26 protein-coding genes and 1 pseudogene are annotated in these 25,691 nt (G+C 65.9%); 14 read left to right on the top strand and 13 right to left on the bottom strand.

The annotated features are described in order from the left end of the window. The first annotated feature begins 3 nt into the window (after nucleotides 1-3). Nucleotides 4-813 (top strand): nitrilase-related carbon-nitrogen hydrolase, encoded by an 810-nt coding sequence (locus tag NL241_RS07210; RefSeq protein ID WP_487691554.1) that lies wholly within the window; start codon nucleotides 4-6, stop codon nucleotides 811-813. Here NL241_RS07210 and NL241_RS07205 read toward each other — a convergent pair. Beyond that, nucleotides 798-1,883, bottom strand: a complete 1,086-nt coding sequence (locus tag NL241_RS07205) for a M20 family metallopeptidase (protein WP_494397158.1) — start codon at nucleotides 1,881-1,883, stop codon at nucleotides 798-800. The genes NL241_RS07210 and NL241_RS07205 overlap by 16 nt on opposite strands. A gap of 109 nt (nucleotides 1,884-1,992) precedes the next feature. On the opposite strand from NL241_RS07205, the gene NL241_RS07200 reads away from it, so the two are divergent. Then, nucleotides 1,993-2,412 (top strand): GAF domain-containing protein, encoded by a 420-nt coding sequence (locus tag NL241_RS07200; RefSeq protein ID WP_494397157.1) that lies wholly within the window; start codon nucleotides 1,993-1,995, stop codon nucleotides 2,410-2,412. A 155-nt stretch (nucleotides 2,413-2,567) separates the two neighbouring features. Here NL241_RS07200 and NL241_RS07195 read toward each other — a convergent pair whose 3' ends face one another. Next, nucleotides 2,568-2,942 (bottom strand): hypothetical protein, encoded by a 375-nt coding sequence (locus tag NL241_RS07195; protein WP_487691557.1) that lies wholly within the window; start codon nucleotides 2,940-2,942, stop codon nucleotides 2,568-2,570. A 131-nt stretch (nucleotides 2,943-3,073) separates the two neighbouring features. Between NL241_RS07195 and NL241_RS07190 the strand changes: the two genes are divergently transcribed. From NL241_RS07190 to NL241_RS07170, 5 genes and pseudogenes are all read left to right on the top strand, one after another. Then, nucleotides 3,074-4,261, top strand: coding sequence for a sensor histidine kinase (locus NL241_RS07190; protein ID WP_487691558.1), 1,188 nt, complete (start codon nucleotides 3,074-3,076; stop codon nucleotides 4,259-4,261). After that, complete coding sequence (locus NL241_RS07185) at nucleotides 4,258-4,905, top strand: response regulator (protein WP_487691559.1); 648 nt, start codon at nucleotides 4,258-4,260, stop codon at nucleotides 4,903-4,905. The genes NL241_RS07190 and NL241_RS07185 overlap by 4 nt, the downstream gene beginning before the upstream one ends. 97 nt (nucleotides 4,906-5,002) lie before the next feature. Next, nucleotides 5,003-5,473 carry a pyridoxamine 5'-phosphate oxidase family protein gene (locus tag NL241_RS07180; RefSeq protein ID WP_494397156.1) on the top strand — a complete coding sequence of 157 codons (471 nt, stop codon included), beginning with the start codon at nucleotides 5,003-5,005 and terminating at the stop codon, nucleotides 5,471-5,473. Nucleotides 5,474-5,491: 18 nt separating this feature from the next. Then, a pseudogene (locus NL241_RS07175) lies at nucleotides 5,492-6,106 on the top strand (ABC transporter ATP-binding protein); the annotation flags it as partial. Between the two features lie 202 nt (nucleotides 6,107-6,308). Beyond that, nucleotides 6,309-6,605 (top strand): phosphorylase family protein, encoded by a 297-nt coding sequence (locus tag NL241_RS07170; RefSeq protein ID WP_494397155.1) that lies wholly within the window; start codon nucleotides 6,309-6,311, stop codon nucleotides 6,603-6,605. 7 nt (nucleotides 6,606-6,612) lie between these two features. Here NL241_RS07170 and NL241_RS07165 read toward each other — a convergent pair whose 3' ends face one another. Continuing rightward, complete coding sequence (locus NL241_RS07165) at nucleotides 6,613-7,329, bottom strand: SDR family oxidoreductase (protein WP_494397154.1); 717 nt, start codon at nucleotides 7,327-7,329, stop codon at nucleotides 6,613-6,615. Between the two features lie 99 nt (nucleotides 7,330-7,428). Beyond that, nucleotides 7,429-7,884: a winged helix-turn-helix transcriptional regulator gene (locus NL241_RS07160; RefSeq protein WP_494397153.1), complete on the bottom strand. Its 456-nt coding sequence runs from the start codon at nucleotides 7,882-7,884 to the stop codon at nucleotides 7,429-7,431. Nucleotides 7,885-8,207: 323 nt separating this feature from the next. Between NL241_RS07160 and NL241_RS07155 the strand changes: the two genes are divergently transcribed. Then, a complete protein-coding gene (locus NL241_RS07155) occupies nucleotides 8,208-8,561 on the top strand; it encodes a glycine betaine ABC transporter substrate-binding protein (RefSeq protein ID WP_494397152.1) in 354 nt (117 codons plus the stop codon). On the opposite strand, the gene NL241_RS07150 is transcribed toward NL241_RS07155, so the two are convergent. The 3 genes from NL241_RS07150 to NL241_RS07140 are packed head-to-tail and all read right to left on the bottom strand — an operon-like array spanning nucleotide 8,515 to nucleotide 10,819. Beyond that, nucleotides 8,515-9,309, bottom strand: coding sequence for an SDR family NAD(P)-dependent oxidoreductase (locus NL241_RS07150; RefSeq protein WP_494397151.1), 795 nt, complete (start codon nucleotides 9,307-9,309; stop codon nucleotides 8,515-8,517). The genes NL241_RS07155 and NL241_RS07150 overlap by 47 nt on opposite strands. Further along, nucleotides 9,309-9,752: a cupin domain-containing protein gene (locus tag NL241_RS07145; protein WP_494397150.1), complete on the bottom strand. Its 444-nt coding sequence runs from the start codon at nucleotides 9,750-9,752 to the stop codon at nucleotides 9,309-9,311. Before NL241_RS07145 ends, NL241_RS07150 begins: the two co-directional genes overlap by 1 nt. A 20-nt stretch (nucleotides 9,753-9,772) precedes the next feature. Next, complete coding sequence (locus NL241_RS07140) at nucleotides 9,773-10,819, bottom strand: zinc-dependent alcohol dehydrogenase (protein WP_494397149.1); 1,047 nt, start codon at nucleotides 10,817-10,819, stop codon at nucleotides 9,773-9,775. A 275-nt stretch (nucleotides 10,820-11,094) separates the two neighbouring features. Between NL241_RS07140 and NL241_RS07135 the strand changes: the two genes are divergently transcribed. Genes NL241_RS07135 through NL241_RS07125 form a run of 3 tightly spaced genes read left to right on the top strand, consistent with a single transcriptional unit; the run spans nucleotide 11,095 to nucleotide 14,877 of the window. Continuing rightward, nucleotides 11,095-12,222, top strand: coding sequence for a sugar ABC transporter substrate-binding protein (locus tag NL241_RS07135; RefSeq protein ID WP_494397148.1), 1,128 nt, complete (start codon nucleotides 11,095-11,097; stop codon nucleotides 12,220-12,222). After that, nucleotides 12,215-13,768 carry a sugar ABC transporter ATP-binding protein gene (locus NL241_RS07130; protein WP_494397147.1) on the top strand — a complete coding sequence of 518 codons (1,554 nt, stop codon included), beginning with the start codon at nucleotides 12,215-12,217 and terminating at the stop codon, nucleotides 13,766-13,768. Before NL241_RS07135 ends, NL241_RS07130 begins: the two co-directional genes overlap by 8 nt. A 2-nt stretch (nucleotides 13,769-13,770) precedes the next feature. Beyond that, nucleotides 13,771-14,877, top strand: coding sequence for an ABC transporter permease (locus tag NL241_RS07125; protein WP_494397146.1), 1,107 nt, complete (start codon nucleotides 13,771-13,773; stop codon nucleotides 14,875-14,877). Nucleotides 14,878-14,879: 2 nt separating this feature from the next. Here NL241_RS07125 and NL241_RS07120 read toward each other — a convergent pair whose 3' ends face one another. Continuing rightward, entirely contained in the window at nucleotides 14,880-15,791 is a 912-nt protein-coding gene (locus NL241_RS07120; protein ID WP_494397145.1) for a LysR family transcriptional regulator, read from the bottom strand. Nucleotides 15,792-15,927: 136 nt separating this feature from the next. Here NL241_RS07120 and NL241_RS07115 point away from each other — a divergent pair, with 136 nt between their 5' ends. Beyond that, complete coding sequence (locus NL241_RS07115) at nucleotides 15,928-16,713, top strand: SDR family NAD(P)-dependent oxidoreductase (RefSeq protein WP_494397144.1); 786 nt, start codon at nucleotides 15,928-15,930, stop codon at nucleotides 16,711-16,713. 68 nt (nucleotides 16,714-16,781) lie between these two features. On the opposite strand, the gene NL241_RS07110 is transcribed toward NL241_RS07115, so the two are convergent. The 5 genes from NL241_RS07110 to NL241_RS07090 form a co-directional block, all read right to left on the bottom strand. Next, nucleotides 16,782-17,639 carry an SDR family NAD(P)-dependent oxidoreductase gene (locus NL241_RS07110; RefSeq protein WP_494397143.1) on the bottom strand — a complete coding sequence of 286 codons (858 nt, stop codon included), beginning with the start codon at nucleotides 17,637-17,639 and terminating at the stop codon, nucleotides 16,782-16,784. 55 nt (nucleotides 17,640-17,694) lie between these two features. Next, entirely contained in the window at nucleotides 17,695-18,429 is a 735-nt protein-coding gene (locus tag NL241_RS07105) for an SDR family NAD(P)-dependent oxidoreductase (protein ID WP_494397142.1), read from the bottom strand. A gap of 38 nt (nucleotides 18,430-18,467) precedes the next feature. After that, nucleotides 18,468-19,343, bottom strand: a complete 876-nt coding sequence (locus tag NL241_RS07100) for an SDR family oxidoreductase (RefSeq protein WP_494397141.1) — start codon at nucleotides 19,341-19,343, stop codon at nucleotides 18,468-18,470. A gap of 75 nt (nucleotides 19,344-19,418) precedes the next feature. Continuing rightward, on the bottom strand, nucleotides 19,419-20,435 hold the full coding sequence (locus tag NL241_RS07095; protein WP_494397140.1) for an alcohol dehydrogenase catalytic domain-containing protein: 1,017 nt from the start codon (nucleotides 20,433-20,435) through the stop codon (nucleotides 19,419-19,421). A gap of 39 nt (nucleotides 20,436-20,474) precedes the next feature. Continuing rightward, nucleotides 20,475-21,194 (bottom strand): hypothetical protein, encoded by a 720-nt coding sequence (locus NL241_RS07090; protein WP_494397139.1) that lies wholly within the window; start codon nucleotides 21,192-21,194, stop codon nucleotides 20,475-20,477. Nucleotides 21,195-21,319: 125 nt separating this feature from the next. On the opposite strand from NL241_RS07090, the gene NL241_RS07085 reads away from it, so the two are divergent. Next, nucleotides 21,320-24,091, top strand: a complete 2,772-nt coding sequence (locus tag NL241_RS07085) for an AAA family ATPase (protein ID WP_494397138.1) — start codon at nucleotides 21,320-21,322, stop codon at nucleotides 24,089-24,091. A gap of 601 nt (nucleotides 24,092-24,692) precedes the next feature. Next, complete coding sequence (locus NL241_RS07080; RefSeq protein WP_494397137.1) at nucleotides 24,693-25,577, top strand: MBL fold metallo-hydrolase; 885 nt, start codon at nucleotides 24,693-24,695, stop codon at nucleotides 25,575-25,577. The last annotated feature ends 114 nt before the right edge of the window (nucleotides 25,578-25,691 follow it).

The raw sequence follows: 25,691 nt of genomic DNA, 5'->3' as shown, positions 1-25,691 counted from the left end.
AGCGTGCAAACCAACCCGGTGATGAACGACGTCGCGCACAACGTCGACGCCATGGTCGACGCCATGAGCGAGCTCGCCGAGGCCGGAGTTCAGTTGGCCGTGTTCCCCGAGCTGGCCACCACCGGTTACATGTTCACCGACACCGACGAGTGCCGCGCTGTCGCCGAGGAGATTCCCGACGGCCCCACCACCGCACGCCTGCTGGCTGCCTGCGCCCGATACGACATGCACATCGTGTTCGGCATCGCCGAGCGCGCCGGCGAGCGGCTGTACAACTCGAGCGCTCTGCTGGGCCCGAACGGGCATATCGGCACGTACCGCAAACTGCACCTGTGGAACCGGGAGAACCTGGTGTTCAGCCCCGGCGATCTGGGCCTGCCCGTCTACGAGACACCGCTGGGCGCCATCGGCATCCTGATCTGCTACGACATCTGGTTCCCCGAAGCCGCCCGCACGCTGGCGCTGGCCGGAGCGCAGCTGCTCTGCGTCCCGACCAACTGGGTGCCGCTGACCGCGGGCAATGACGCCGAGGGACGGGCGATGGCAAATGTGCTGTGCACCGCCAACTCTCACTGCAACGGTGTGCCGATCGTGGCCGCGGACCGGTGCGGAACCGAACGCGGCCAGGAGTTCCTGGGCCGCAGCGTCATCACGAACACCAGCGGTTGGTATGCCGCAGGCCCGGCGCCCGCGCTCACCGAGGAGACCATCATCGCCGACCTCGACCTGGACAGCATCCCGGCGGCCCGCGAATGGAATGAGTTCAACAATCCGTTCGCCGACCGTCGCACGGACGCCTATCTACTCCACTGAGAAACCGCTCGACGGTAGTGGTCTGTCGCCGCATCGAGATCACTGAGCAGAATCGACTCGTCGACGGCATGCATGGTCGCCGGGTCGCCGGGCCCCCAGATCACCATCGGAACTCCGGGTAGCGCGGCACTGAATGCGGACCCGTCGGTGAAGTAGGCAACTGGTTCGGCGGTGGCATCCATCGGAAGGCGCGATACCCACTCATCCTCGGCGGAGGTCCACACCGCGGGCAGATCGATCAACGTGTCGACCTCGTGGACCTCGGCTTGCGCTCGCCACCAGTCGAGCAGGGCGTCGCCGTTGGCGACCGTACGATGATCGATGACGCAACTGGCTTGTGCCGGAACGATATTGGGGGCAGCGCCGCCGGCGATCGTCCCCAGGTTCCACGTCGATGTGCCCAGATGGGAATCCGTTGTCTGCGGCAGTTCCACGCGCGCACGTCCGATCACGTCCATCAGCGTCAGGATTGCGTTGCGCCCCAGGTGCGGGGTGCTGCCGTGCGCGGCCACCCCAACGCTGTTGATGCGCAACCACAGCGCGCCTCGATGCCCGAGTCTGACGCTGTTGGCTGTCGCCTCGGGGATGACCACCGCGCCGATGTTCGCTTGGGCGGCGGCGTGGCGCGCTCGTTGCGCACCGGCGGCGCCCACCTCCTCGTCGGAGGTCAGGATCAGAGCGACCGGGACGCCGAGATCCACCGCGTGTTCCACTGCCGCCAACGACGCGACCAGGCCGCCTTTCATGTCGGTGGCACCCCGGCCGACCAGCCGTCCGTCATGCACTTCGGCGGCGAACGGAGGATACGACCACCCCGACAGCGGCCCCGTCGGCACCGTGTCGACATGACAGCAGAACGCCATTCGACGGGCGTCCGGCCGGGCGGCATTGGTCAGGATCGCCCACGGATGGGCGCCACCCAGGTCGGCCTCCACCTGCACGGTGCTGTCCTTCGCACGGAGAACGGACAGGCAGAGCTCGATCGCCTCCCGCTGCGGCGCGGGCTCCCCGGACACGGTCTGCAGCGCAACCAACTCGGCGAGCAGACCTCGCATATCCACTCGAGCCACCACCTTCAACAGTGCATCAAAAGCCTGTGACGACAGACCATCTCACGTTTCACGTCGACCCTACTCGTTGTCCACCCAGACGGCAGGGTCGACGGCTAGGGTCAACTCGATGACCGACGCGCACCGAGTTCACGTCTATCGCGCACCCCTGCGCTCGCGGCGTGACGACATCGACCCCGCCGCGACGCTGGCGCGTGCGCTGTCGCTGGGCATGTGCGGGTTCGGCGAAGCGCCGCAGAACCGGGTGCGACGCTTCGCCGAGGCCGAGGACGGTTCACTGGTGTGGACGCGCGACGGCGACGGCCTGTTCTGGCTGGGCCGGATCGACGGCCCCTACAGCTACGACCCCGACGGTGCGGTCGTCGACCTTGTGCACATCCGGCCGTGCACCTGGGGGCCGAGACCGTTCACCGAAGCAGCCACCCCGGCTGCCGTCGTCGCCACCTACGGCCGCGGCGGCCGCAACTTCCAGCAGATCCACCACCCGGCCGTCGGCGCCCAGAGCCAGGCGCTGTGGACCCGACGCTGAGTTCCTGCCAACCGTGATGCAATCACCGCCAACCGGAAATCACGGCGGTGAGCTGCTGGTTGTACCTATCAGAACAGCCGCAGAACGTGATTGAGAGGGGCCGTACGGTCCGCCTGGAACTTCTCTCGCCAGGCGGGCCGTACGGGCAAATACCCTCACGCCGAACGGCTCAGATGCGGTCCGTCGTACACGTCGACGATGTGCTTCTCCCCACGCCGCAATGCGCGCACGCGCACCGACCGGCGCCCCCCAATGTCCAGCAACGCGGTGAGTCCGGGATTGGCGTGCACCAACTGATTGCGTGCGTGTTCGGCCGGAACATCCTCGTGCACAGCCTGATCCAGTTTGGCGGTCAGCATCGTGACCCACCGGTGCCGCAGTGCCAGCAGGATGCCTTCCTCGTTGCCGAACAACCGGTCGATGTCAGATGCCCTGTCGGCGAGGGCTTGCGGAATGTCACCGTCGGCCGCCGCGATATCGATCAATTCGCCCATCAGCGCCATGCGCTCGTGCAATTGTGACCATGTCATGGCTCGAACCTACGAAGCCGAACCTGCGCCCGCGTCGTGCCCGGATCTGGTTTCCGGATCCGCCCCCGGGCGGTCCCGCTGTCCTACTCCGGCATGATGTGCCCGCGGGGAGAACTCTCTACGATCGAACGGTGCTACGTGATGTGACGGAGTACGTGGTCGATCGGCTGCGCGCCAGAGGCGCGCTGATCCCCCACGGCTTCACGTGGACGTTCGTGGTGACCGTCGACGTGAGCCTGCTGGCGATCCTGATCGCCGCCGGACTACAGCGAGTGCACACGGGTCTGCTGCCGTCGCTGGTCGCCGCGCTCATTGCATTCTCACCGCCATTGTTGTTCTTCTTCTCCGGCATCAAGTTTCATCCGGCGCTGATCTGGCTCACCACCTCGGCCGCCACCGCCATCCTGTTGTTCAGCACGCCGGCCCCCATCGACTCCGACATCGCCCCCATGCTGCTGGTGGTGATGATCGGCATCGTCGCCTCGCACACCACGGTGCTCCCGGGAGCGCTGGCCGCGGCATCGGCATGCGCGCTGTTGCTCGTCGCCGCCGCGTCGCACCACATCGACGCGCTGCCGCTGTACCTGACCGCGGTGGGGCTGGGCTGGCTCGTCGGCTTCCTGATGCGGATCCAGCAGCAACTGCTGGTCAGGCAAGCGGAGAACCAAGCCGCCCTGGCCGAACTCGCCGCCGCCGACGAACGCCGCCGCATCGCCCGCGAAGTGCATGACGTCATCGCCCACTCGCTGAGTGTCACGCTGCTGCATCTCACCGGAGCCCGGCGCGCGTTGCAGGAAGACCGCGACGTCGACGACGCGGTGGACGCCCTGGAGCAAGCCGAACGTCTGGGCAGGCAGGCCATGGCCGACATCCGCCGCACCGTCGGGTTGCTCGACGGCGCGCCGCTGCGCACCGCACCCGAGCCCGGTATCGACGACATCCCGCCGCTGGTGGACGATTTCGTCAAGGCCGGGCTGTCGGTGCGGCTGCATGTCAGCGGCTCTCCCGACCGCGTCTCCCCGGCGGTGGGCCTGGCGTTGTTCCGCATTGCCCAGGAGTCGCTGGCCAACATCGCCAAACATGCCCCGGAGTCGACATCCTCGGTGCTGCTGTCGTTTTCGCAGTCGTCCGCGCGCATCAGCGTGGACAACCGCTTACCGGTGGCGGTGCAGAGTTCCGAAGGCCGGGGCGTGCGCGGTATGCGGCAGCGGGTCGAGTTGCTCGGCGGGATTCTCGACGTCGGGCCCAGCGGCGACGAGTGGTCGGTGCGCGCCGAGATCCCGCTGGGCGAAGGTGGCCGATCCTGGTGCGGCCGATGACCGAGGACGTGATCCGGGTGCTGCTGGTCGACGATCAGGACCTGGTGCGCTCGGGGTTGCGCCGCATCCTGCGGCGCAAGGACGGCTTCCTGATCGTCGACGAATGCGCCGACGGCGACGAAGTGCCCGCCGCGGTGACCGCACATCTGCCTGACGTGGTGGTGATGGACCTGCGGATGAAGCGCGTCGACGGGATCGAGGCGACGCGGCGCCTGGGCGGCACCCCGCCGGTGCTGGCGTTGACGACGTTCAACGAGGACGAGCTGCTGTCCGGGGCGCTGCGTGCGGGGGCGGCCGGGTTCGTGCTCAAAGACTCCTCAGCCGAGGAACTCATCCGCGCGGTCCGGGCCGTCGCGCGTGGGGACAGCTACCTCGATCCGGCGGTGACCTCGCGGGTGCTCAGCACGTATCGCCGCTCCCCCGCCGGCACACCCGAGGCCGTCACCGAGCTGACCGCCCGCGAGCTCGACGTGCTGACCCTCATCGGGAAAGGCCGGTCGAATGCCGAGATCGCCGACGACCTGTTCATCTCCGGTGTCACCGTCAAGACCCACATCGGCCGCATCTTCACCAAGCTGAACCTGCGGGACCGGGCCGCCGCGATCGTGTACGCCTACGACCACGGCATCGTCGCACCCCGGTAGTGGGATTTGGGCGAATCCACAGTCATTTCACTGATGCCGTATCGGAGCAACTATTGGCAGCCTTGGTTGACAAGTACTCAACAGAACGGAATCAGCGATGAGATTGAACCAGGCGGCTCGCGAGGTCATCGGCGACGGTGCCAATGCCACCCTGGTGACGTTGAGCCCCAGGGGCAATCCGCAGGTCAGCGCAGTCTGGGTCGGGCTGGAAGAAACGCCGCGGGGCGACGAACTGGTGACCGGACACCTCAAAGAGCATGTCAAGGTGAAGAACATGCGCCAGCAGAGCTTGGTCGTCGTCGGCATCTTCGATCCGAACCCGGACCACTGGGAGGGTGTGGTCAAACCGTTCCTGCGGATCACCGGTACGGCCACGGTCGAGGAGGCCAACATCGTGGAACTGGAGCGCAGACTCGCCAAGTCGGTCGGCAACCCTGAGGTCGAATGGCCGCCGGCGGGATATGACAACGGGTATCTCACCCGCATCCACATCGATAAGGTCGGTGGTATGGGCCCGTGGGATGCCGGCGCCGGCACCCGTATGACAGATATCGTCAACGAAGGGTGATCAGGTATCACACTGTGACAGGTCAGCCCCGGCCGCTACGCACGCCTTCTTCGGACTTCTTTCCGAGGTCGGGGTCGACATTGCGCCCGAATCCTCGGCGGGCTCGAGACGCCGACCTCAGGCCGGGTGCTGGTGGCCGGCGAGGAGCCCGAAGAGGCACGCAAACGCCACCACCTGTCGATCGCCTTTCAGGACGCCGCGCTGTTGCCCTGGCGCAGTGTCGAGCCCAACATCCGGCTGGCACTGCAGGTGGGCCTGAAGGGTTTCGAGTCGGCCGAACCGGCCCAGCTGTCGGGCGGGATGCGCAAGCGAGCGGCTATCGCCCGCGCTTTGATCACCGAGCCTCGCACACTGGCGCTCGACGAACCACTCGGCGCGCTCGACGACCTGACCCGGCGCCGATTGAACCTGGAGCTCATGCGGATCTGGTTCGGGCGCGAACTCACCACCTTGTTGGTCACCCACGGTATCGGCGAGGCTGTGTTCCTGTCCGACACCGTCGTGGTGATGTCACCACGGCCGGGCCGTGTCAGCGCCGTCATACCGATCGACCTCCCAAGACCGGGTACTCCGGAAGTCATGCGCAGCAGTAAGTTTCATGCGCTCGAGGATGCCGTGAGTGCGCAATTGTAGGAAGCCTGACGGGAGCATCGAGCGCCCACCTCGAAGCCGCGCCCGGGGACATCGACGATCGCGTACTGCTGCCGGGTGATCCCCGCCGGGCTGAACACATCGCCGCAAGGTTCCTGACGGAAACTGATTCGGCCATGTCCGCCTCGATCTTCGTGCCGGTGCTCTACGCGCAGTCGGCGGATTTCACCTTGGTCGAGGCGGCATGCCGGGGCTGCGACACCCGCGGGGTACCGGTGCACATGGGCAGCGTCTACTCCACCGACAGCTTCTACGCCGACCAGCCGCGCACTTACGAGTTGCTGCTCGGTACGGGACGTTGGCCGTCGACATGGAGGCCGCCGCGCTGTATCTGGTGGCGGCCGAACACCGAGTGCGTGCGCTGACTCTGCTGACCGTCACCGACGGGGTGCGCGACCAGGAGGATCTCGACGCAGCAGAGCGCCGGGACACCTTGGACACCATGGGCTCGGTGGCTCGGGACGCCCTGCTCGAGAGCTGACCCGATCTCACGCGTGGCGGGCGCCGCCTTCGACGTGGATGGTCTCACCGCTGACGAAACCCGCTGACAGCAGCCACATCACGGCGTCGGCGATATCAGCCAGACCACCAACCCGACCAGCCAGGGTGCCCTGCGCGGACTGCGCGAAGAATGACTGCCGCTGCTCGGCAGGTATCTTGTCCCAGGCCCCGGAATCGATGATGCCTGGCGAGACCGCGTTCACCCTGATGGGTGCCAGTTCCTTGGCCAGCGCACTGGCGGTGAATTGCACTGCACCGTTGGTGATCGCCATGACACTGTAGGGCGCCGAAGGTCGCCACGCCACCACCCCGGAGAACAACACCATGGACCCGCCGGCCGACATCTTCGGCGAGAAGTGCTTGGCTACCAGCAACGGCCCCACGACCTTGGCCTGGAATGCGCCGAAGACCTTGGTTTTGTCCAACTCGGTCACCGCCGAGTTGTGATGAGCGGCGGCGGTGATCACCACGTGGTCGATCACCGGGATCGACGCGGCCGCCTCGGCAATGGTGGACTCGTCGTCGAGGTCCAGGGCAATGCCGGTGGCACCTGGTAGATCAGCGGCCGCCGCTGCGGCCGAGGCGCCGTCGCGACCGGCGATCACCACCGTGGCACCCGCGTTGGCGGCACGGCGCGCGATCGCCAGCCCGATGTTCTTGGTGCCGCCGATGACCACCACGGGCGGCCAGCGAATCGGTGTCAACCATGTTCAGTTCCTCCTCAGGTGAGCAGTGCGCCCACGAGAGTAGAGATGCACCCACGGTATCTTCAACGAAACCTGCTGCAAAGAAGCACTATTGGCTCAAGGGTGACAGCGGAGCGCCGAGTCGGCAACCGAGTTTGCCTCCAGGATGTCATCAGCGTGTGCTTCGGCCCACTGCCGGACGGCCGCCAGCGGAACCTGCAGCGATTGGCCGAGTTCGGTCAGGCTGTAGAGCACTGGCGCAGGCATGCCGACGAGTTCGGTGCGGTTGATCAGGCCGTCGAACTCCAGCGCACGCAATGTCTCGGTCAGCGTCTTTGAGGTGATGCCCCGGATATGGCTTTTCAGTTCGTTGAAACGCATCGGATTCGCTGCCAATGCCACGATCACGAAGATGGTCCAGCGGGTTCCGATGCGGTTCAGGATCTTGCGGCTGGGACAGGTGGGCGCCATCACGTCGTACGCCTTGGGCGATACAGCTGATTTCATTGCACATCCTCGAGGAACAGGAAAACCATGAATTCCATTGTCTCGAAACAGCACTTGTAGCGCCACCTCACTTCCTCACGGGAAGTTGGCACCCTTGCAGGGAAGTGCCGGTCGGGGGTTACGCTCGGCCCCATCCAGCACTGTCCGAGAGGGGCGATCGATGAGTCGACCGGTACGAGTAAGACACATCACGCTGTCCTTTCACGACGCCGCTGCCGAACAGGTGGAGTTGGTCTTGCGGTCCCACAGCCACGAGATCGAGCGCATTAGCGCGCCGCACGAGAAGATGTTCCAGGCGATGGGCCGCTGTGACGTCGACCTTCTGGTCTCCGCCTGGCTGCCGTGGAGCCATGGCGGAGTACTTCGCCCCGATAGCAGACAGCGTTCGCATGCTGACGGTCCTGTACGAGCCGTACCCCATCTGGGGTGTTCCCGACTATGTGCCTGCCGAGATCGCCTCCATCCCCGACTTGTTGACGCCAGCGGCGCTGGAGCACATGCACCGGCGGATCCAGGGCATGGCGCCCGGAGCGGGCATCAGCGAGATGTCACCGAGAGCCGTTGTGGAGTATGGACTCAGCAGTGCCGGTTACCATTTCGAGAACGGTACCGAAGATGATTGCATCGGCGCCTTCGTCGACGCGGTACAGCACAAGCCGACGGTCATCGATGCCATATACCGACTTCTCGCGTTGATCAGGCGGCCGTGTATCCACCGTCGGCGGCGATATTGGCTCCGGTGATAAACGATGCCGCCGGCGACAGCGCGAAGCAGATCACTTCAGCAAGTTCATCGGGCTGCGCCAACCGTCCGATCGGGTGCGCGGCGGTGATGGCGCCGCGCGCGGCTCCGGGATCTGGTTGTCCACCGAGATAAGCGTCGAGGACCGTGGTGGTCACTGATCCGGGGCTGACCACGTTGCAACGGATTCCGTGGTGAGAGTAGTCGACTGCGATCTGCCGGCTCAGTTGCAGCACCGCTCCCTTGCTGGCGCAGTACGCCGGTTGGCCGGCCAGGCCGACGGCGGCCGAGATCGATCCCACATTGACGATGGCCCCGGCGCTCTGCGTACGCAGGAACTCCCGCACAGCGGCGCGACTGCCCAGGAAGGCGCCCCGGGCGTTGACCTGCATGGTCAACTCCCAGTCGTCGACCGTGGTCTCGACCAGCGGCTTGGTGACGATCACTCCGGCGTTGTTGACGTACCCGTACAGGGGGCCCAGCTCGGACACGGTACGGCGAACCACGTCGTCGACAGCCGCCTCGTCACTGACGTCGGCCTGCAGGCCGATGGCTTTGACACCGGCGTCACTCAGCTCGGCTGCCACGGCCTCCGCGGCGGTGAAATCCTTGTCCACCACCGACACCGAGGCGCCGCGGACACCACTGAGCAGCGCGGTGGCCCGGCCGATCCCGTTTCCCGCTCCGGTGACGACGACCACCCGGGCTTCGAGTGAATATGCATCGACGGCGGGCTGGCGCGTGGCCATCACAGCTCCAGCGCGGTGTTGGCACTGTCGAAGAATTCGACAGTGGTGAAGATCAATTCGCGCTCGCCGATGTTCTCCAGATCGTGCAGCAGATACTCACCGGGGCCGAACTGAAAATGCCGGGTCTCCCCCGCGCCGTAGGACACGTCGCGGGTGGTGCCGTCGCTGGTGTGCTGCCGGCTCGAACCGGCCGTCACCGCAGTCCAGAAGTAGTCGAGAACGTGCCGGTGGGCTCCCAGTCGCTCACCCGGTTGTAACCGGATCTCCCACACCCGCACCCGCGGGGTCTCGCTGAGCAACTTGCCGCCCACCTGGCCGTTGAAGGCGTTCGTGGCGAATTCGGACTTGAGGTCTTCGCTCCACCCGTCGAAGTCCCGGCCCACCAACACACCGGCAAGCGGCTGGTCGGTCAACATCGTGGGCGAGTCGGTGGTCCTTGTCATGTTCATCCCTCCGTGTGAAATCAATTGTGTGAGAACAAGATCTTGCAGGTTTTCGTGTCGACCAGAACATCACGCATCGCGCGTTCGGCCTCGGCCCACGGATATACGGCTGTCACCAGCACGTCGGTTCTGACGTGTCCCGCGGCGATGGCGGCCAAGCCGATGGGCATTGCCTCCCGGGAGGCGAACCCACCGAGAACCGAGAGCTCCTTGGCCACGATGTCGGTGGTGTCGATCGGAGTGGGTCCACCAGAACCGAGTCCGGACAGCACTACTCGCGAACCCGGCGCGGCCATGCTGATTGCCTGACTGACAACAGCCTTGGATCCGGTTGCTTCGATGATCAGGTCAACCCCGGGCTGTCCCGGCACTGCTGAGCGGATCGCGTCGAGGACGTCCTGGCTCAGGGGGTCCACCGCGATATTGGCACCGACCTGCAGAGCCGAGCGACGGCGATGCTCATGCGGCTCGGAGGCGATGATCACCGAGGCGCCGGCGGCTCTTGCCATGCAGATCGACAACAGTCCGATGGGGCCGGCCCCCAGCACCAGCACACTCTCGCCGGGCCGCAACCGTCCCCGGTGCTGCACGAAATTGACCGCACAGGCCAGTGGTTCGGCCAGCGCGGCGTCGTACATGGTGACGCCCTCCGGTAGCGGGGTGACCCGCGAGGCCGGCACTCTGACATAGTCGGCCCAGCAGCCGTCGGCCAGAATGCCCAGGTGCGACCAGTCCGCACACAGGTTGAAACGGCGTGACCGACACTGGCTGCACCGGCCGCAGGGCAGCATCGGTTCAACCGCTACAGAGTCCCCCACCCGTAGTCCGGTCGGCGCCTCGCCGCGCTGGGCGGGACCCATCTCCACCACGGTCCCGACGAATTCGTGACCCATCACCACCGGCAGCGCGTCGGGCCGGGTCAGTGTCCCCTCATTGAACATGTGCACGTCGGTGCCGCACAGGCCCGAGTACGCGGGTGCGACGATGACGTCACCCTGTGTGGGCGTGGGGTCTTTGACCCGTTCTCGCCGTCCTATCCCGATATCGCTCATCACGAAGGCGTGCAACGGTTTTCCTCTTCTCCGGTGGTCTCGGACCGGCGGTGCCGCCGGTGACACATCCCACTCCCGTGCGTCCACAGTGCGCCACGGCCCACCGCCGGACAAGAAGAAAAGTTCCCGGGTCGCCATAGGCGCGGACTATGTATAGGCGCCCCCGATGGACACCTCGAAGTTTCGATACTCGACTAGTGACGTGAGACGGAGCACATTCACAGAGGCGACGCGTTCGCCCACACAACTCGACCAGACCCGGCGCGTCTGCGCCGACAGTGAGGAATGCGATGACACCACCTGAGAATCCCCCGAACGAGAACGCCGGCCCGATGCCGGTCGGCAAACCGTTGCCCGAATCCGTCATCGAGGCACAGAGCCTGGTGAAGACGCACTCGTCGCTCGGCCGGCGCAAGCTGATCCGCTATCTCGGCGCATCCACCGTCGCGTTGGCCGTCACCGGCGCTGCCCTGCACGAGTTGTCCACCGAGGATCCCAAGGACGTCGTCGGCGCGATGAATGACATGGGCGCCAAACTGAGGATGCTCGGCACCAACGGATCGCTGACCGTGTCGTGGTACGCCCAGGGCAAGGACACCATGCAGCACTGGTGCAATGTCTATGGGATCGACCTGACGTGGATCGACGGTCAGGGCGACAGCAACAAACAGCGCGCAGCGCTGGATTCAGCCGCCGAACGTGACTGGGACATCGCCGGCATCACTCCCGCCACCGCAGGAACCATCGTCGAGCCGGTGAACAAGATCGCCGACCGAGGCACCGGCGTCTTCGAGATGACCTCGAACATCGGCGGCCCCAATGACCAGGTGAACGTCTTGACCTCGGTCACCCAGTCCTCGTACGACATGGGCTACCAGGTCTCGAAGATGTTGTTCGAATCCGTGGGCGGCACCGGCACCGTGATCAACACCCGCGGCATGCCGGGCGGATCCGACGAGGCGGGGCGGTACCAGGGCTTCCAGGCCGCACTTCGCGAATACCCCGGGATGACCCTGCTGACCGAGGATTTCGCGCGCTGGGACAGGGCCAAGTCGCAAGACCTCTGGCAGAGCTATCTGACCAGGTTCCCCGAGATATCGGTGGGATACTGCCAGAACGACGACATGGCCTTCGGTGCGCTCAACGCTATCGAGAACGCCGGCCGCAGCGGCATCAAGGTCGGCGGGTGCGACGGTATGCCCGACGCCATCACAGCGGTGGACGAGGGCCGGCTGGCCGCCACCTTCCGCCACTCCTCCTGCCAGATCCACTCTCTGCCGGTGATTCTCGGCCTGGCATGGAAGCTGGGTGCTGTCAAGGAGATCCCACCACACGTCGCCGTAGTGGGACCACTGGTCACCAAGGACAACTCGGCCTCGGTGAAGTTCCTCCAGGAGGCGGGAGTGGTCTATGCCTGAGCAGACCGTCGAGTTGCCGAGCACCACGACGACTACCCCACCCGCCGAGGTGATTCTGCAACTGCGCGGCGTCACCAAACGATTCGGCCCCACCCTGGCGCTGGACGGGGTTGACCTCGAAGTGCGGCGCGGCGAGATCCATGCCCTGTTGGGACACAACGGCGCCGGCAAGAGCACGCTGATCAAGACCCTGGCCGGTGTGCACGTTCCGGACGAGGGCACGATCAACCTCGAGGGCCGCAACCTGGTGTGCAGCTCGCCGGCCGACGCGCTGGCGCACGGGATCGCTGTTGTTTACCAGGAACTCTCGCTGTTCGGCCCGCTGTCGGTCGCTGAGAACCTGGTGGGGAGCGCCGGCGGCGGACTCGACAAGTTCTCCTGCGTCGTCACGCCGCGGGCGATCGTACGGCGCGCGAAAGAGCAGCTGACCACGATGGGACTGGACATCGATCCCAACCGCCCGGTCGAAACGTTACCCGTCGGCGAGCAGCAGATGGTCGAGATCGGTCGGACACTGTCCTCCGGCGCCCGGATCATCGTGCTCGACGAACCGACCAGTGCGCTGAGTCCGGCCGAGACGGCAATGCTGTTCAAACTGGTTCGCGACATGGCGGCACAGGGCATCTCGTTCATTCTCATCAGCCACTTCCTCGACGAGATCATGGACAACGCCGACCGCGTGACAGTCATGCGCGGCGGACGCAGCGAGGGCACCGTAGACGTTGCCACCACCAGCAAGCGCGAACTCCTCAAGCTGTCGCTCGGCGATCCCGACAAGGTGCTGGAGACGACCTATGGTGACGCGGGGACCACGCTGCCACCGCGAACCCTGGCTCCGCTGGTCATCCGCGGCGAAGCCGTGCGCATCGCACCGCGGGTCCGCTCCTTCGACCTGCAAGTCCATCAGCGGGAGATCGTTGCGATATACGGCGAGATCGGCTGCGGACACGAGGATTTCGCTGACGCGGTATTCGGCGTGAAGCACCTCGACTCCGGTGAACTGGTGGTTCTCGGGCATCCGATGGATCGTCAGGACACCGAGACCATGCGCGAATGCGGCGTCGGCTACATTCCCAGCGACCGCCGCCGCGCCCTGGCGCTGGAACGCAGTGTGGCCGACAATGTGAGCCTGCCCAGCCTGCGGCACATCAGCGCCAGACTACTGCGCCCAGGCCGGGAACGCGCCTTGGCCGGCGAGCTGGCGACCTGGCTGGGAATCCGCGGCGGCAACCCCACGGCTCCGGTGAAGAGCCTCTCGGGCGGCAATCAGCAGAAAGTGCTGTTCGCCCGCTGGCTCGTGCACCCACCGAAGCTACTGGTACTCAGCGAGCCCACCCGGGGCATGGATCTACGCGCCAAAAGCGATGTCCTGAGGACCATCGCCGGCCTCCGCGACCGCGGCGCCACCATTCTGCTGACCACCAGCGAGCCCGAAACCGCACTGGCGGTGGCGGACCGGGTGCTGGTGGCCCGCCGCGGCAGCATCGTTGCGCAATTCTTCGACTGCACCATCAATTCCCGAGACCTCGTGGAGGCAACACTGTGACCGTGCTCGAACGACCGGCCGCCCGCCGGTCCCTTTCCGAATGGGGCGCCTCGAACGCCCTGATCCTCGGCCCGGCAGCCGCATTGGCTCTGCTGGTGGTCGTGTTCACCGTCCTGGCCCCCGGGTCGTTTCTGTCCGGTGCGAATCTGAGCAACATTGCTTCGCAGGTCTCGGTGCTGGCCGTCATGGCCACCGGACTGACCATGGTTTTGCTGCTGGGGCAGATCGACCTGTCGGTGGCCAATGTTTCCTCGTTCGCCGGGGTGGCCTGTGCCACGTTCTTCTCCGGTCAGGCCTTCGGCTTGTTCCTGTTCGGGCAGGCGCACTTCCCTGCCGGGCTGACGTGGGTGGCGCTCATCATCCCGATCGCCCTGGCCGGTCTCCTGGGCTGGGTGGCCAGCTTGCTGATGAACCGGGCCGCCATCCCGAGTTTTGTTGCCACCCTTGCCATCTACGAGGTGGCCAGCGGCTGGTCACTGTACTGGAGCCAGGGCAACACTCTCTACGATGTGCCGCCGCTGGTGAAGGCACTCGGTAGCGGCCGCATCGGTCCCATCCCCACCATCACCGTTGTCGCAGTGGTCGTGCTGCTGGCCGGGCACCTCCTCTTGCAACGCAGTCGGTTCGGCCGCCACATCTACATGACGGGGGCGTCGAAAACCGCCGCCGAACTCTCCGGCGTCGCGGTGCGCTCGGTCACGCGCAACGTCTTCATCCTGTGCGCCTGCCTCTCGGCTTTCGCCGGCATCCTGAACGTCGGTCGGCTGGGTTCGGCACAAGCCGAGCTCGGAAACGACCTGCTTCTTCCTGCGATCGCCGCCGTGGTGCTCGGCGGCACCTCCTTGTTTGGCGGTGTCGGCGGAATGGGCCACACGGTGCTGGGCCTGCTCATCTACGGGGTGCTCGACAACGGCCTGGACCAACTCAACGTCGACATTTTCCTCAAGCCCTATATCCGTGGCCTGTTCCTCATCCTGGCCCTGGTGCTCAACACCCTGGCCATGCGTCTGGCGGCCCGATCGAGCACCCGAAGGGTGGAAAAGTTCGCCAACGAACAGGGCGCGCCGTCACCGAACGTCACCGCGCAGTCCCCACCGCCGACAGGGTAGGGCTACAGCTCGAAATAGTCCTCCGGTAACGACGACGCCGGCATCAGACCGTGCACAGGGTCGCGGATTTCATCCACGAAGCTGTGCACGATCTGCGGCATCGCCGCGCTGGAGTATGCGGCCAGCCGTCGGATCAGCGGCCGCTGCGCCGACAACACCAGCGCGTCGATGTTGGCGGGAACGACGTTGGCCGGCAACAGGGCCGGTCCCAGTCCGGCAGCGGCCAAGCGGGCCGCCGTTTCCACCTGGGAGGTCCGCACCGCGCCCGCCGGAGCGAAACCGAACGCTGAGCACACCGCCGTCACCACGTTCGACAGCCCGTGGGTTGCCTCGTAGAGCACCCACGGGCGCTCTGCCAACTCCCGCGGATCGACAGTGGCCTGCCCTGCAAGCGGGTCATCCGGCGGCAGCACGAACACGAACTCCTCGGCCCCGACTTCGAGCACCTCTCCCATCGGCAGGCGCGGCAGCGGTCCGAATCCGAAGTCACCCTGGCCGTTGATCAGGCTCTCTTCCAGACGGTCGGCGTGGGTGTGCTCGTGCAGACGCAACGCCATCTTGGGATGCGTCTCACGCCACCGTTTGGCCACCGGCGGGATGATGCCCACCGCCAGGGAGGTGACCGTGGAGATCTCCAGTTCTCCCAGGACGCCCTCGGTGACAGCTTGTACCGCGCGCTGAGCGCGACCGACATCGGCGACGATGCGTTTGGCTTCGACGAAGAACGCCCGGCCCGCGGGTGTCAACCTCAATCCGCGTGGCAGGCGTTCGAACAGCGCGCCGCCCAGCTCCTTTTCGAGTGTGGTGATCTGGTGCGACAACGAGGGCTGGGCCAGATAGAGGTTGGCCGCCGCCTGGGTGATGGAACCTGCCTCCACCACCGCGACGAAATACTCGATCTGCCGCAGCCTCATTCGATCTCCCGGGTATAGCAATTCATCTATATGAGCCCCAAAGAAAGTGTCCTGGACAACTATGGGTCCGAGCGGAGAAGGTAGCACTGCGGATGTGGTCTGCACCACTGTTCGACTCGACCGGAAGGAACTTCATATGGACACCAACCTCAAAGGCAAGACCGCGATCGTCAGCGGCGCGGCATCCGGGATCGGTTTCGCCACCGTGCAATTGCTCATCGCCGAAGGTGCCAACGTCATCGGCGGAGATCTGCAGGCGCAGGCGCTGGCCGACCTCGACGACCGCGTGGTACCGGTGGAAGCTGACCTGTCCACCGACGAAGGCAACGAGGCCGTGGTGACGGCCGCGCTGGACCGGTTCGGCGGAATCGACATCGTGGTCAACAATGTCGGCACCTTCCCCTACCGCGACGGCTTCCTGTCCACCACCATCGACCAATGGCGCCAGGCCATCGAGATCAATTTCCTCTCGGCGGTGCGCCTGACCAAGCTGGCGCTGCCCGCCATGATCGAGCGCGGATCAGGATCGATAGTCACGGTGGCCAGCGAGTGCGGTCGCCAGCCCGATGTCTTCTTCGTCGACTACTCGGTCACCAAGGCCGCGCTGATCAATCTCTCCAAATCGTGGGCGAATGAGTTTGGCGCCAAGGGCATTCGGAGCAACATCGTCTCACCGGGGCCCACCAGAACAGCACAGTGGGACAAAGCCGGCGGCTTCGCCGAGAGCCTCGCCCAGGAATACGGTCTGGGCAAAGAAGAAGCCATCAAGCACTTCGCCACCGAAGTTCGCAAGCTACCGGTCGGCCATATCGGCGCGCCCGAGGATGTCGCCGCCGCGATCGTGTTCTTGTCCTCCGATCTGGCCAAGCAGGTCACCGGTGCCGAATACACGGTCAACGGCGGCAGTTACATCGCCGCCTGACCCCGGGCCCACCGGTCGGCGCTGGTGGCCTGCCAGCGCCGACCGGCATCAAACAACCCGTAGCAGTTCTAGCCTTCCGGCAGGTCGACGGGGTACGGTTGCCCGAAATCGGCCGATCGTGCCACCGCCGCCCATCGTTGATCGTCGGCAAGCAGCTGCTGATCCTGCGCGACGGCGGCCTCGATGGCAATGACTCCCAGCGGCAAGTGGTACGGCAGCTGCGGTTTTCGCGAAAGCCGGACCAGGATCTCAGCCGCCCGCTCCGGATCACCGGCACGCACGGCGTCGCTTTCACGAATGGCATTCATGGCACCGACCGTATCGGCGTACCGCTCGGGAATATCGCCGATCTGCATCGACGATCCGGCCCAGTCGGTGGCGATACCGCTGGGTTCCACGACCAATACCTTGATGCCGAAGGGCTCTGTCTCGGCTTTCAACACCCGACTGAAACCGTCGATCGCGAACTTGGCCGCCTGGTACGACGCGATACCGGCCGATCCGCCCGTACGTCCGCCCATCGACGAGATCTGGATGATGGTGCCGCCGCCCTGCTGCCGCAGCACCGGGACCGCCGCCTTCGACACGTTGTAGACACCCCAGAAGTTGGTCTCGAACTGCGCCCGGAAATCGTCGTCATCGCCGGTCTCGATGGGCGCGACGTTGGCGTACCCGGCATTGTTGACCACCACATCGACACTGCTGAACCGCTCACGTGCGGTCGCCAGCGCGGCGACGGCAGCCGCCGGATCGGTCACATCGAGTTGGATCGGGAGAATACGATCGCCGAATTCCTCGCTCAGATCGGCCAGGTGCGCGGGGTTGCGGGCGGTGGCGGCGACGCGATCACCGGCCTGCAGCGCCGCACGTGTCATCGCCCGGCCGAGCCCGCGCGATGATCCGGTGATGAACCAGACTGTGCTCATTAGTGTTTCCTCCGCTGTGTGATGGTTGTGCGGCTGAATGACGTGTGGCGCCCGCCTAGGACGCGAATCGGGCACTGAGTCCCCCGTCGACGTTCCAGCAGGCCCCGGTGACGAAGCTAGCCAGATCGGACGCCAGAAACGCTGCCACGGTGGCGATCTCGTTCGGGTCCGCGATACGCCCGAGCGGCTGGGTGCCGTTCAGGTGTGCCCAGGAAGCAGCCGGATCAGGTTGTGAGTCATATTGTTTGATCATCGGCGGGGTGCGGACGTATCCGGGGCAGACGGCGTTGACGCGAATGCGCTCGGGCGCCAGTTCCAGAGCCAGGGATCGCGTCAATCCCAACACCCCGGCCTTGGCCGCGGCGTAGGGGAACGTGCCGCGACGAGTGAGGTGAGCATGTATCGAGGAGATGTTGACCACTGCGCCCCCTCCGAGTGAGCGTTGTTGCGCGCTCACGTGTTTGGTGCACAGCCAGACTGACCTGAGGTCGACGTCGAACAGACGGTCCCAGTCCTGCGCCGAGAGGTCCATGGGATTGTCGAGCAAACCAACTCCGGCGTTGTTCACCAGCACCCCGATGGGACCCATGTCCGTAGCGATGGCGTCCACGACGCTGGCCACCTGCAACTCCGCGGCGACATCGCACAGGTAGAACGCGGCGCCCGCTCCGATGTCCGCGGCCGCGCGCCGGCCCGCCGACTGGTCACGGTCGAGGATGGCAACCCGTTGTCCGGCCGCGACGAGGCGGCGGGCGATCGCCAGCCCGATCCCCGAGCCACCCCCGGTCACCACCGCGGTCCCCGGCCCCGGGGGTAAGCACCACGGGGTCACAGCTGCGCGTCGGTTCTGGCGACAACATCCCGTTGCGCTTCAAGCTCAGCCAGACGTTGCATCAGACCCTGGTGCATCGCCGTATAGGCGTCGGTGCCCAGCACCAGGCGCAGCTGGGCCGGGTCGACGTCGACGCTGGCGATCATGGCCTGGGCCATCTTGACCGGGTCCCCCGGTGACGGCGGTAAGGCTGGATCATTGATGCGCCTGGTCATCGCTGCCGGGCTGCTGTCATAGGCAGCCAAGCGATTCTCGGCCAGCTGGGCAGAGCCCGAACGAAACTCAGTACGCGCGCCACCGGGCTCGACAATGGTCACGCCGATGCCGAACGGTGCGACGTCCTTGGCTGTGGACTCCATGAAGCCTTCGATACCCCACTTGCTGGCATGGTAGAGCGACGCTCCGGGGTTGGTGGCTTGACCGCCATATGTGGAGAGTTGCAGGATTCGTCCACCGCCCTGGGCCCGCAGGTGCGGCAACGCGGCTTTGACGACATGGATGGCGCCGACCAGATTGGTGCCAATCTGGGCCGCGATCTGCGCGTCGGAAAGTTCTTCCACAGCTCCGAACAATCCGTATCCGGCGTTGTTGACCACCACATCGATCCGACCCCACCGCTCGAACGCACCATCCACCACCCGATGCACCGCCGAGGTGTCGGTGACATCCAGGACATCGACGCCGAATCGGTCGCCGTACGCCTCCTGGAGGTCGGCGACCGAATTCGGTTTACGGACGGTGCCCGTCACCCGATCACCCCGCGCGAGCAGCAGCTCGCTGAGATGGCGACCGAAGCCGCTGTTCACTCCTGTGATGAACCAATTGCGGTGCGTCATAGCTTTCCGTTCGGTGAAGATGATTCGCTCGGTCACTGTCCGATGCAACGGCCTAAAGGCGCCAACCATTCCCGAAAAGCTGCTCTGGCCAATGACATTCACAGAGCTGGCTCATGGCATCGTCAGCACCACCCGGAAGCGGGCCTCGTTGCGCATCATCCGGGCGTACCCGTCGGCGACGGAATCCAAGGGCATCTCCTCGGTCCACGCCCGGATACCCTGCAGGGCAGCGAAATTCAGGGTGTCCTCGATGTCGGCCGCGCTGCCGGCGGGATGTCCGTGCACTGTCCCGGTGGAGTTGATCAGTTGAAGCGGTGTGACGTGAACAGGATCCGCCGACACCCCGAGCGTCAACAGCTCGCCGTGCGGGGCAAAGCCGTCGATGGCGGCGCTCATGGCCGCCGAATTCGTGGCCGTCGCGGCCACCACCCGCGCGCCTCCGAGTTTGCGTAGTTCGGCGGCGACATCATCGTTGGTGGAGTCGATGTAATGGTGCGCGCCCAGTTCTTCTGCCAGCGAAGATTTCTCGTTGCCGCGGGCGATGGCGACGGTGCGGTAGCCCATCTTGGCAGCGAACTGCACGCCCAGATGACCGAGCCCCCCGATGCCCAGAATGGCCACCAGATCGCCTGGCCATGCGCCGGCTCGCCGGAGAGAGTCGAACATTGTGACTCCGGCGCAGGCCAGCGGCGCGGCCTGCGCCGCGCTGAGCTGGTCCGGAATGCGTGCCAATGCACTGCTGGGCACAACCACGAGCTCGGCGAAGCCGCCCCTGAAGGAGGCGCCGGTGATCTTGGCCTGCGTGCAGTGCATGAACTGTCCTCTGCGGCAGTAGAAACAGTGCCCGCAGTAACCTCCCGACCATCCCACGGCCACCCGGTCGCCCACATTCCATCCGACGACGCCGTCGCCGAGCGCATCGATGCGCCCCGCGACTTCGTGCCCAGGAGTCATGGGGAACGTGGTTCCCGGAAGGTGCCCGGCAGCCAGCTGTGAATCGGAATGACAGATCCCGCACGCTTCTACGCGGACTCTGACGGTGCCGGGACTGGGTTCTGGCACCTCGAGATCCGTCAGCTCCAGAGGTCCAGAGGGCGACTTGACGTCGACGGTGCGGTAAGTGGGCATCAGCATTCTCTTTCTGAGTAGTTCGGCCGCCGCGGAAGGTCAGCGCACCCTGATATCGGACAGTTCGATGGACACCATCGGTCGGTCATGGATCGGACGGCCGGTGCCGTCGCGCAGGTAGATCATTCGGGTGGCGGGCACCACCAGGCCGTCGACCTCGCAGAAGTCGCTGAGGTAGTGCACAGCCGGCGCGGCACCCGCGATATCGACGTCGTAGTCGCGTCGCCGGATGAACCCGTTGTCATCGATGTAGAGCGTCTGCCATGCACTGTGGGTGTCGATCCCCGCCGGATAGTGCACCCGCAACCGCCGCCAGGTGTGCGTCCCCTCGCACCATGTGCCGTCCTGCCGGAGTTTGACCCCGGACATGGTGAGGCTCAACGGTTCAGCGACATACGTCCACAGCGAATACCCGATGAAGTAGGCGGCCTGCAGATTCGACCATGGCGACTGCAGACCGTGACCGCCGAAGGACAGCCGCGGGTGGGCCAGGATCTCGATGAGATCGCCGTCGACCGTTTCGATGCTCACCCGCTCGAGGCAGTAGACGGACTTGAAATCAGAGCCGCCGAAAGGGCGCACGCTGGCGCGCTGGTCCTTGAGCCACACGGTCATCTCACCGTCACCGGCTGCTTCCGGTACGCCTTTGAGGGCCCAGAGCTCACCGCCGAGGCGCTGGTGCGCCACGACGGCGGTTGCGCGAACCCACCGGGTGCGCCCGCCGTAGGCGTCCAGCACCTCATCGAGGATGTCGCGCATGCGGACACCATGTCACCGCGCCGCGGGCGCGGGCATCAGTCGAATGACTCGAGTCGGCCCGAACGCTGATACGTCGGTAGGGTTGCCGGCGACGGATCTGCTGTCAGGAAGAGAAGTTCGCGCAAGTGCTGGGTCGTGCTCGGGAACTGGAGATCGGACGGGCCGAACTCGACGCCGTCGTGGCCGACGGGGCGGGCCGCGCGCTGGTGATCGAGGGCGAGCCGGGGCTGGGCAAGACCACCCTGGTAACCGAGCTGGCCGCGCAGGCCCGCGCGGTCGGCTTCCGCGCACTGTCCTGCGCGGGTGTGCAGAGTGAATCTGGGATCGGCTTCGCCGGGTTGCACCAGCTCATCTACCCGCTGTTGGATCTGGCGCCACGGTTGCCCACCCGGCAGCGGGTCGCTGTGCTGACAGCATTCGGGATCGAGGACGGTCCCACACCCGAGCGTCTCTTGATCAATCTCGCGGTACTCGGGCTGATCGAGGAGGCAGCCCAACAGCAACCGCTGGTGCTGGTGGTCGATGACGCGCAATGGCTGGACCCGTCGACGCTGGATGTGGTGACCTTCGTCGGACGCCGGCTGAGAATCGCGCAGGTGCTGTTGCTGTGTGCGGTACGCCCGGACCCGGCCGGTCAACCGCGTCATCTCGAGGAGCTGCCGCGCCTCCGGCTGGGCGCGCTGCCCGTCGATGCCGCCACCAATCTGCTCGATCAGGTGATCGAGGGCGACGTGGCATTGCACGGCCTCGGCACGTCTACCCGCGCCCGGATTCTGGCCGAGGCCTCGGGAAACCCGCTGGCGGTGATCGAACTGGCCACCGCACTGGCCGACCAGGACATACCAGATCAGCCGTGGTCGGACGCGCCGTTGCCCACCACCCGGCGCATCGAGAATGCGTTTCTGGGCCAGCTTTCGGGTCTCAGTCCAGCCGAACAGACGCTATTGCTGGTGGTTGCCGCCGCGGGCACATTGACGGTGGGTGAACTCAATCGCGCCGCCGGGCATCTGGGAGTAGGCGACAGTCAGTACGCGACGCTGCACACCTGCGGGCTGACGAAGATGGCCGCGGGCCGTCTGGAGGTTCGGCACCCGTTGATCCGGTCGGCGGTTTACGGTGCCGCCAGTCTGACAGCACGGGCCGCGGCACATCGCGCTGTCGCTGCCGCCCTGGAGAACCCTGCGCGCGCCATGTGGCACACCGCGGCGGCAACCTATGGCCCTGACGAAGCGGTGGCGGCCGAACTGGAACGTGCGGCAGCCACCGCCAGCGCCACCGGCGCGCACGCCGAGGCCGCGGTGGCCCTGCGAAGAGCTGCGGCCGTCTCGCCCGAGGACAACGGCAAGCTGCGTAGGCTGACGGCAGCCGCAGAAGCGGCTCGCCGGGCCGGACTGGGCGGGGAAGCCACCGCGATCCTTGACGAGGCGGTTGCCCTGCAGCCCGGGTTGCGCGAAGCCGTGCAGTTGGAGGTGACGCGTTACGTGCTCGCCGCGATGGGGGCGGCACCGGGTCGCTCCGTTGTCGAACTGACCCGCCTGGCTACGCAATTCGGCCGTGAACCGGCTCCGGAAGCGCGGTACGGACAGGCTTTCCTGCTCGCCGCCGCCACCATCCGCTGGCAGATGTATGGCCAGGCCGCCGACGATCGCGAAGCTGTCACCGCAGGCCTGCGACAGGCGCGACCGGCGAATGCCGAGGCACCGGTGGTACAGGCCATGCTGGACATCGCTGATGCCACGATCGCACACCGCGGAAACACGACTTCTTTTGCGGTGCAGGCGAAATCGCTGATAGAAGACTTCCGCGACGATCCGCTGTTGCTCAGCGCCATCGCGTTGGCGTGTGAGTACACCTGGAATCTCGATACCGCCGAAGAGGCGTGGTCGGCGGTATCTGCGTGCGCCACCGCGGTGGACTCCCCGGTTCACGAATCAGATGGCCTACGCGGTCGTGCGCAGCTGTATCTGCATACCGGAGAACTGGATGAAGCGCAGGTGGCCGCCGACGCCGCACTGCGGCTGGCCGACAGCGCCGCCATCCCAGGGATGGCAGCCGCGGCGGCGGCCACCCTGGCCAGGGCATCGGCCTGGCGAGGTGATTTCGCCACCGCCGAAACGGCACTCATCCAGGGACGTGACTGGGTGCGCACCGACCCGGATGTGGTGTGGAATGCCCAACTACTGTGGGCATCCGGGTTGGCAGCCTTAACCATGGGGGACCATGCCAGAGCGGTGGCCGACCTGTCACGCCTGGCAGCGCATCCGCAGGTTGACCTCTGGGCCGTCGGCGATCTGACCGAGGCCGCCATCGCAGCCGGACAGCCCGATCTGGCGCAGGCGGCGGTACGACGCGCGCTCGATGAGGCCGCCCATATCGATTCGGCATTCCTGACGATGCTCTCGCACCGCTGCCTCGCCGAGTTGTCCACCGACCCCGACGACGCCGAAGCCTCGTTCGTGACCGCTGTGGCCGCGGGTGCCAACAGCACCGCGACGTTAGAGCAAGCCAGAACTCAGTTGGCGTTCGGGCAGTGGCTGCGCCGCAAACGGCGCATCGTCGCCTCACGAGAGCACCTGGCAGCGGCCGCCAACGCCTTCACGGCGGCGGGCGCGCGACCCTGGGCCGACAAGGCCAGAGCCGAACTGCGGGCCGCCGGGGTGGCTCCTGCGACCGGTTCTGCGGTGCGGTCTTCGGAATTCGAGTCCCTGACCGCCCAAGAACTGCACATCGCTCGGTTGGCCGCTGCGGGCTTGACGAACCGCGAGATCGCCGACCGCGTGTATCTCTCACACCGCACCGTCGCCGCGCACCTCTACCACGTCTTCCCCAAACTCGGGGTCACCACCCGAAGCCAGCTCGCGGCTGCACTACAGGCGCATGCCGCCGCAACGGGCTGACTGCCTGCGCATCACCACCACCTTCCCGATGGCGTGACCGTATTCGATCTCCTTGTGCACCTGACGAATTCCTCAGCATTCAGTCCGGTGATCGTGTTCGCCACCTTGTCCTGATCACACCGTTGTCGACGAGATCCGCTGTCGCGGCCAGGAGCCGCTGCTGGGCGAGCATGTCGTGGCCCAACAGCGCGCGGGTGACATCAACTCTCAATGCCAGGCGATGCCCTTGCGCTTCACCGCCGCAGTTCCGGGACGTCGATGGTGACGTCCACCAACGCCTCTGGATTGTCTATCGGCAGCGCCTCGAACGACGCCACCGCATTCATCGTTGTCACGTCGGCTCCCACCGTGAGTCGTCAGTGACAGGCGTCCTGCGTCGCCTCTCGGCACCGGCCACCGCCAACCTTCGTCGAACCCGCATACCCGACGCATCAGTCGAATGACCACTTCACGCGCAAAACCGTGTGGCCATGGCAGCCCGACGGGGAGCGGTTGAGCCGGTGCATGACTCGTTCGAAAGCAGTCAAACGTCTGGTGCCCGAGGCTCACCGCCGCGGTAACGCTGTAACAGCAGAGTTCCGCCACACGACAGGAGAACACGATGAACACCGAGGGCACAACCGTCGACAGCACCCGCTGGGGCGGTGCCCCGCAGACCAGGTCAATGTCGATCGGCGACATCACCGTCACCTACATTCAGGACGGCACCGCGCAGATCGCGCCCTCGGTCCTGTTGCCAGACAGCCCACCATCGTTCTGGGACGCCAACACTGACCTGCTGGACCCCGACGGTTACCTACTCCTTGGAGCCGGCGGTCTGCTGGTGCGGGGCGACGATTGGTCGATTCTGATCGACACCGGCCTGGGACCGTTGGCCATCACCCCGTCGCTGGAGGGACTGGGCCACGTGCAAGGCGGTGCTCTGCTGACTTCCCTCGCCCGGCAGGGGCTCACCCCAGCTCAACTGTCGGCGATCGCCATCACGCATCTGCACGCCGACCACATCGGTTGGTGGGCCAATGGAACCGGCGCTGACGGGCGGGGGCCGTTCGCTGACCTACCCGCCTACATCGGCGCCGCGGGGTGGGAGCACGGCAAGAACACGGGAGACCCGACGCTGGCGCCCGCGATCGAGGCACTCGCCCGCGCCATCCGTGCCGTCGCCGACGGAACCAACATCGCGCCCGGGGTGACAGTGCTGGCCACTGCGGGGCACACCCCTGAGCACACCGCCTATGTCATCGAGTCACGCGGGCAACGGCTGATCGCCTTCGGCGATGCCTTCCACTCCACTGCGCAGTTCGCGCACCCAGAGTGGGCAGACAGCATGGACCACGACGCGTCCGCGGCCCGCGCCACCCGGATGTCGCTGCTGCACATGCTGACAGAACCAGGCACCTACGGGTTCGGCGTGCACTTCGCCGACGTCACATTCGGCAGGGTGGTCGAAAGTCGAGACGGCTACGCGTGGCGACCCGTCCTCTGACCCCGGCAATTTGCCCCTTGCTTGGGTGGCGATTCCGAGTACAGGACCAGGCGCTGACGCGCCACTCGGAGCGACCCACGGGCGCCAAGACCACCTGATGGGTTGCCAAAGTTC

It is taken from the genome of Mycolicibacterium sp. SMGY-1XX (genome assembly GCF_059132455.1).
The sequence above is the reverse complement of the archived record's forward strand: the minus strand, read 5'-3'. Positions and strand labels throughout refer to the sequence as shown.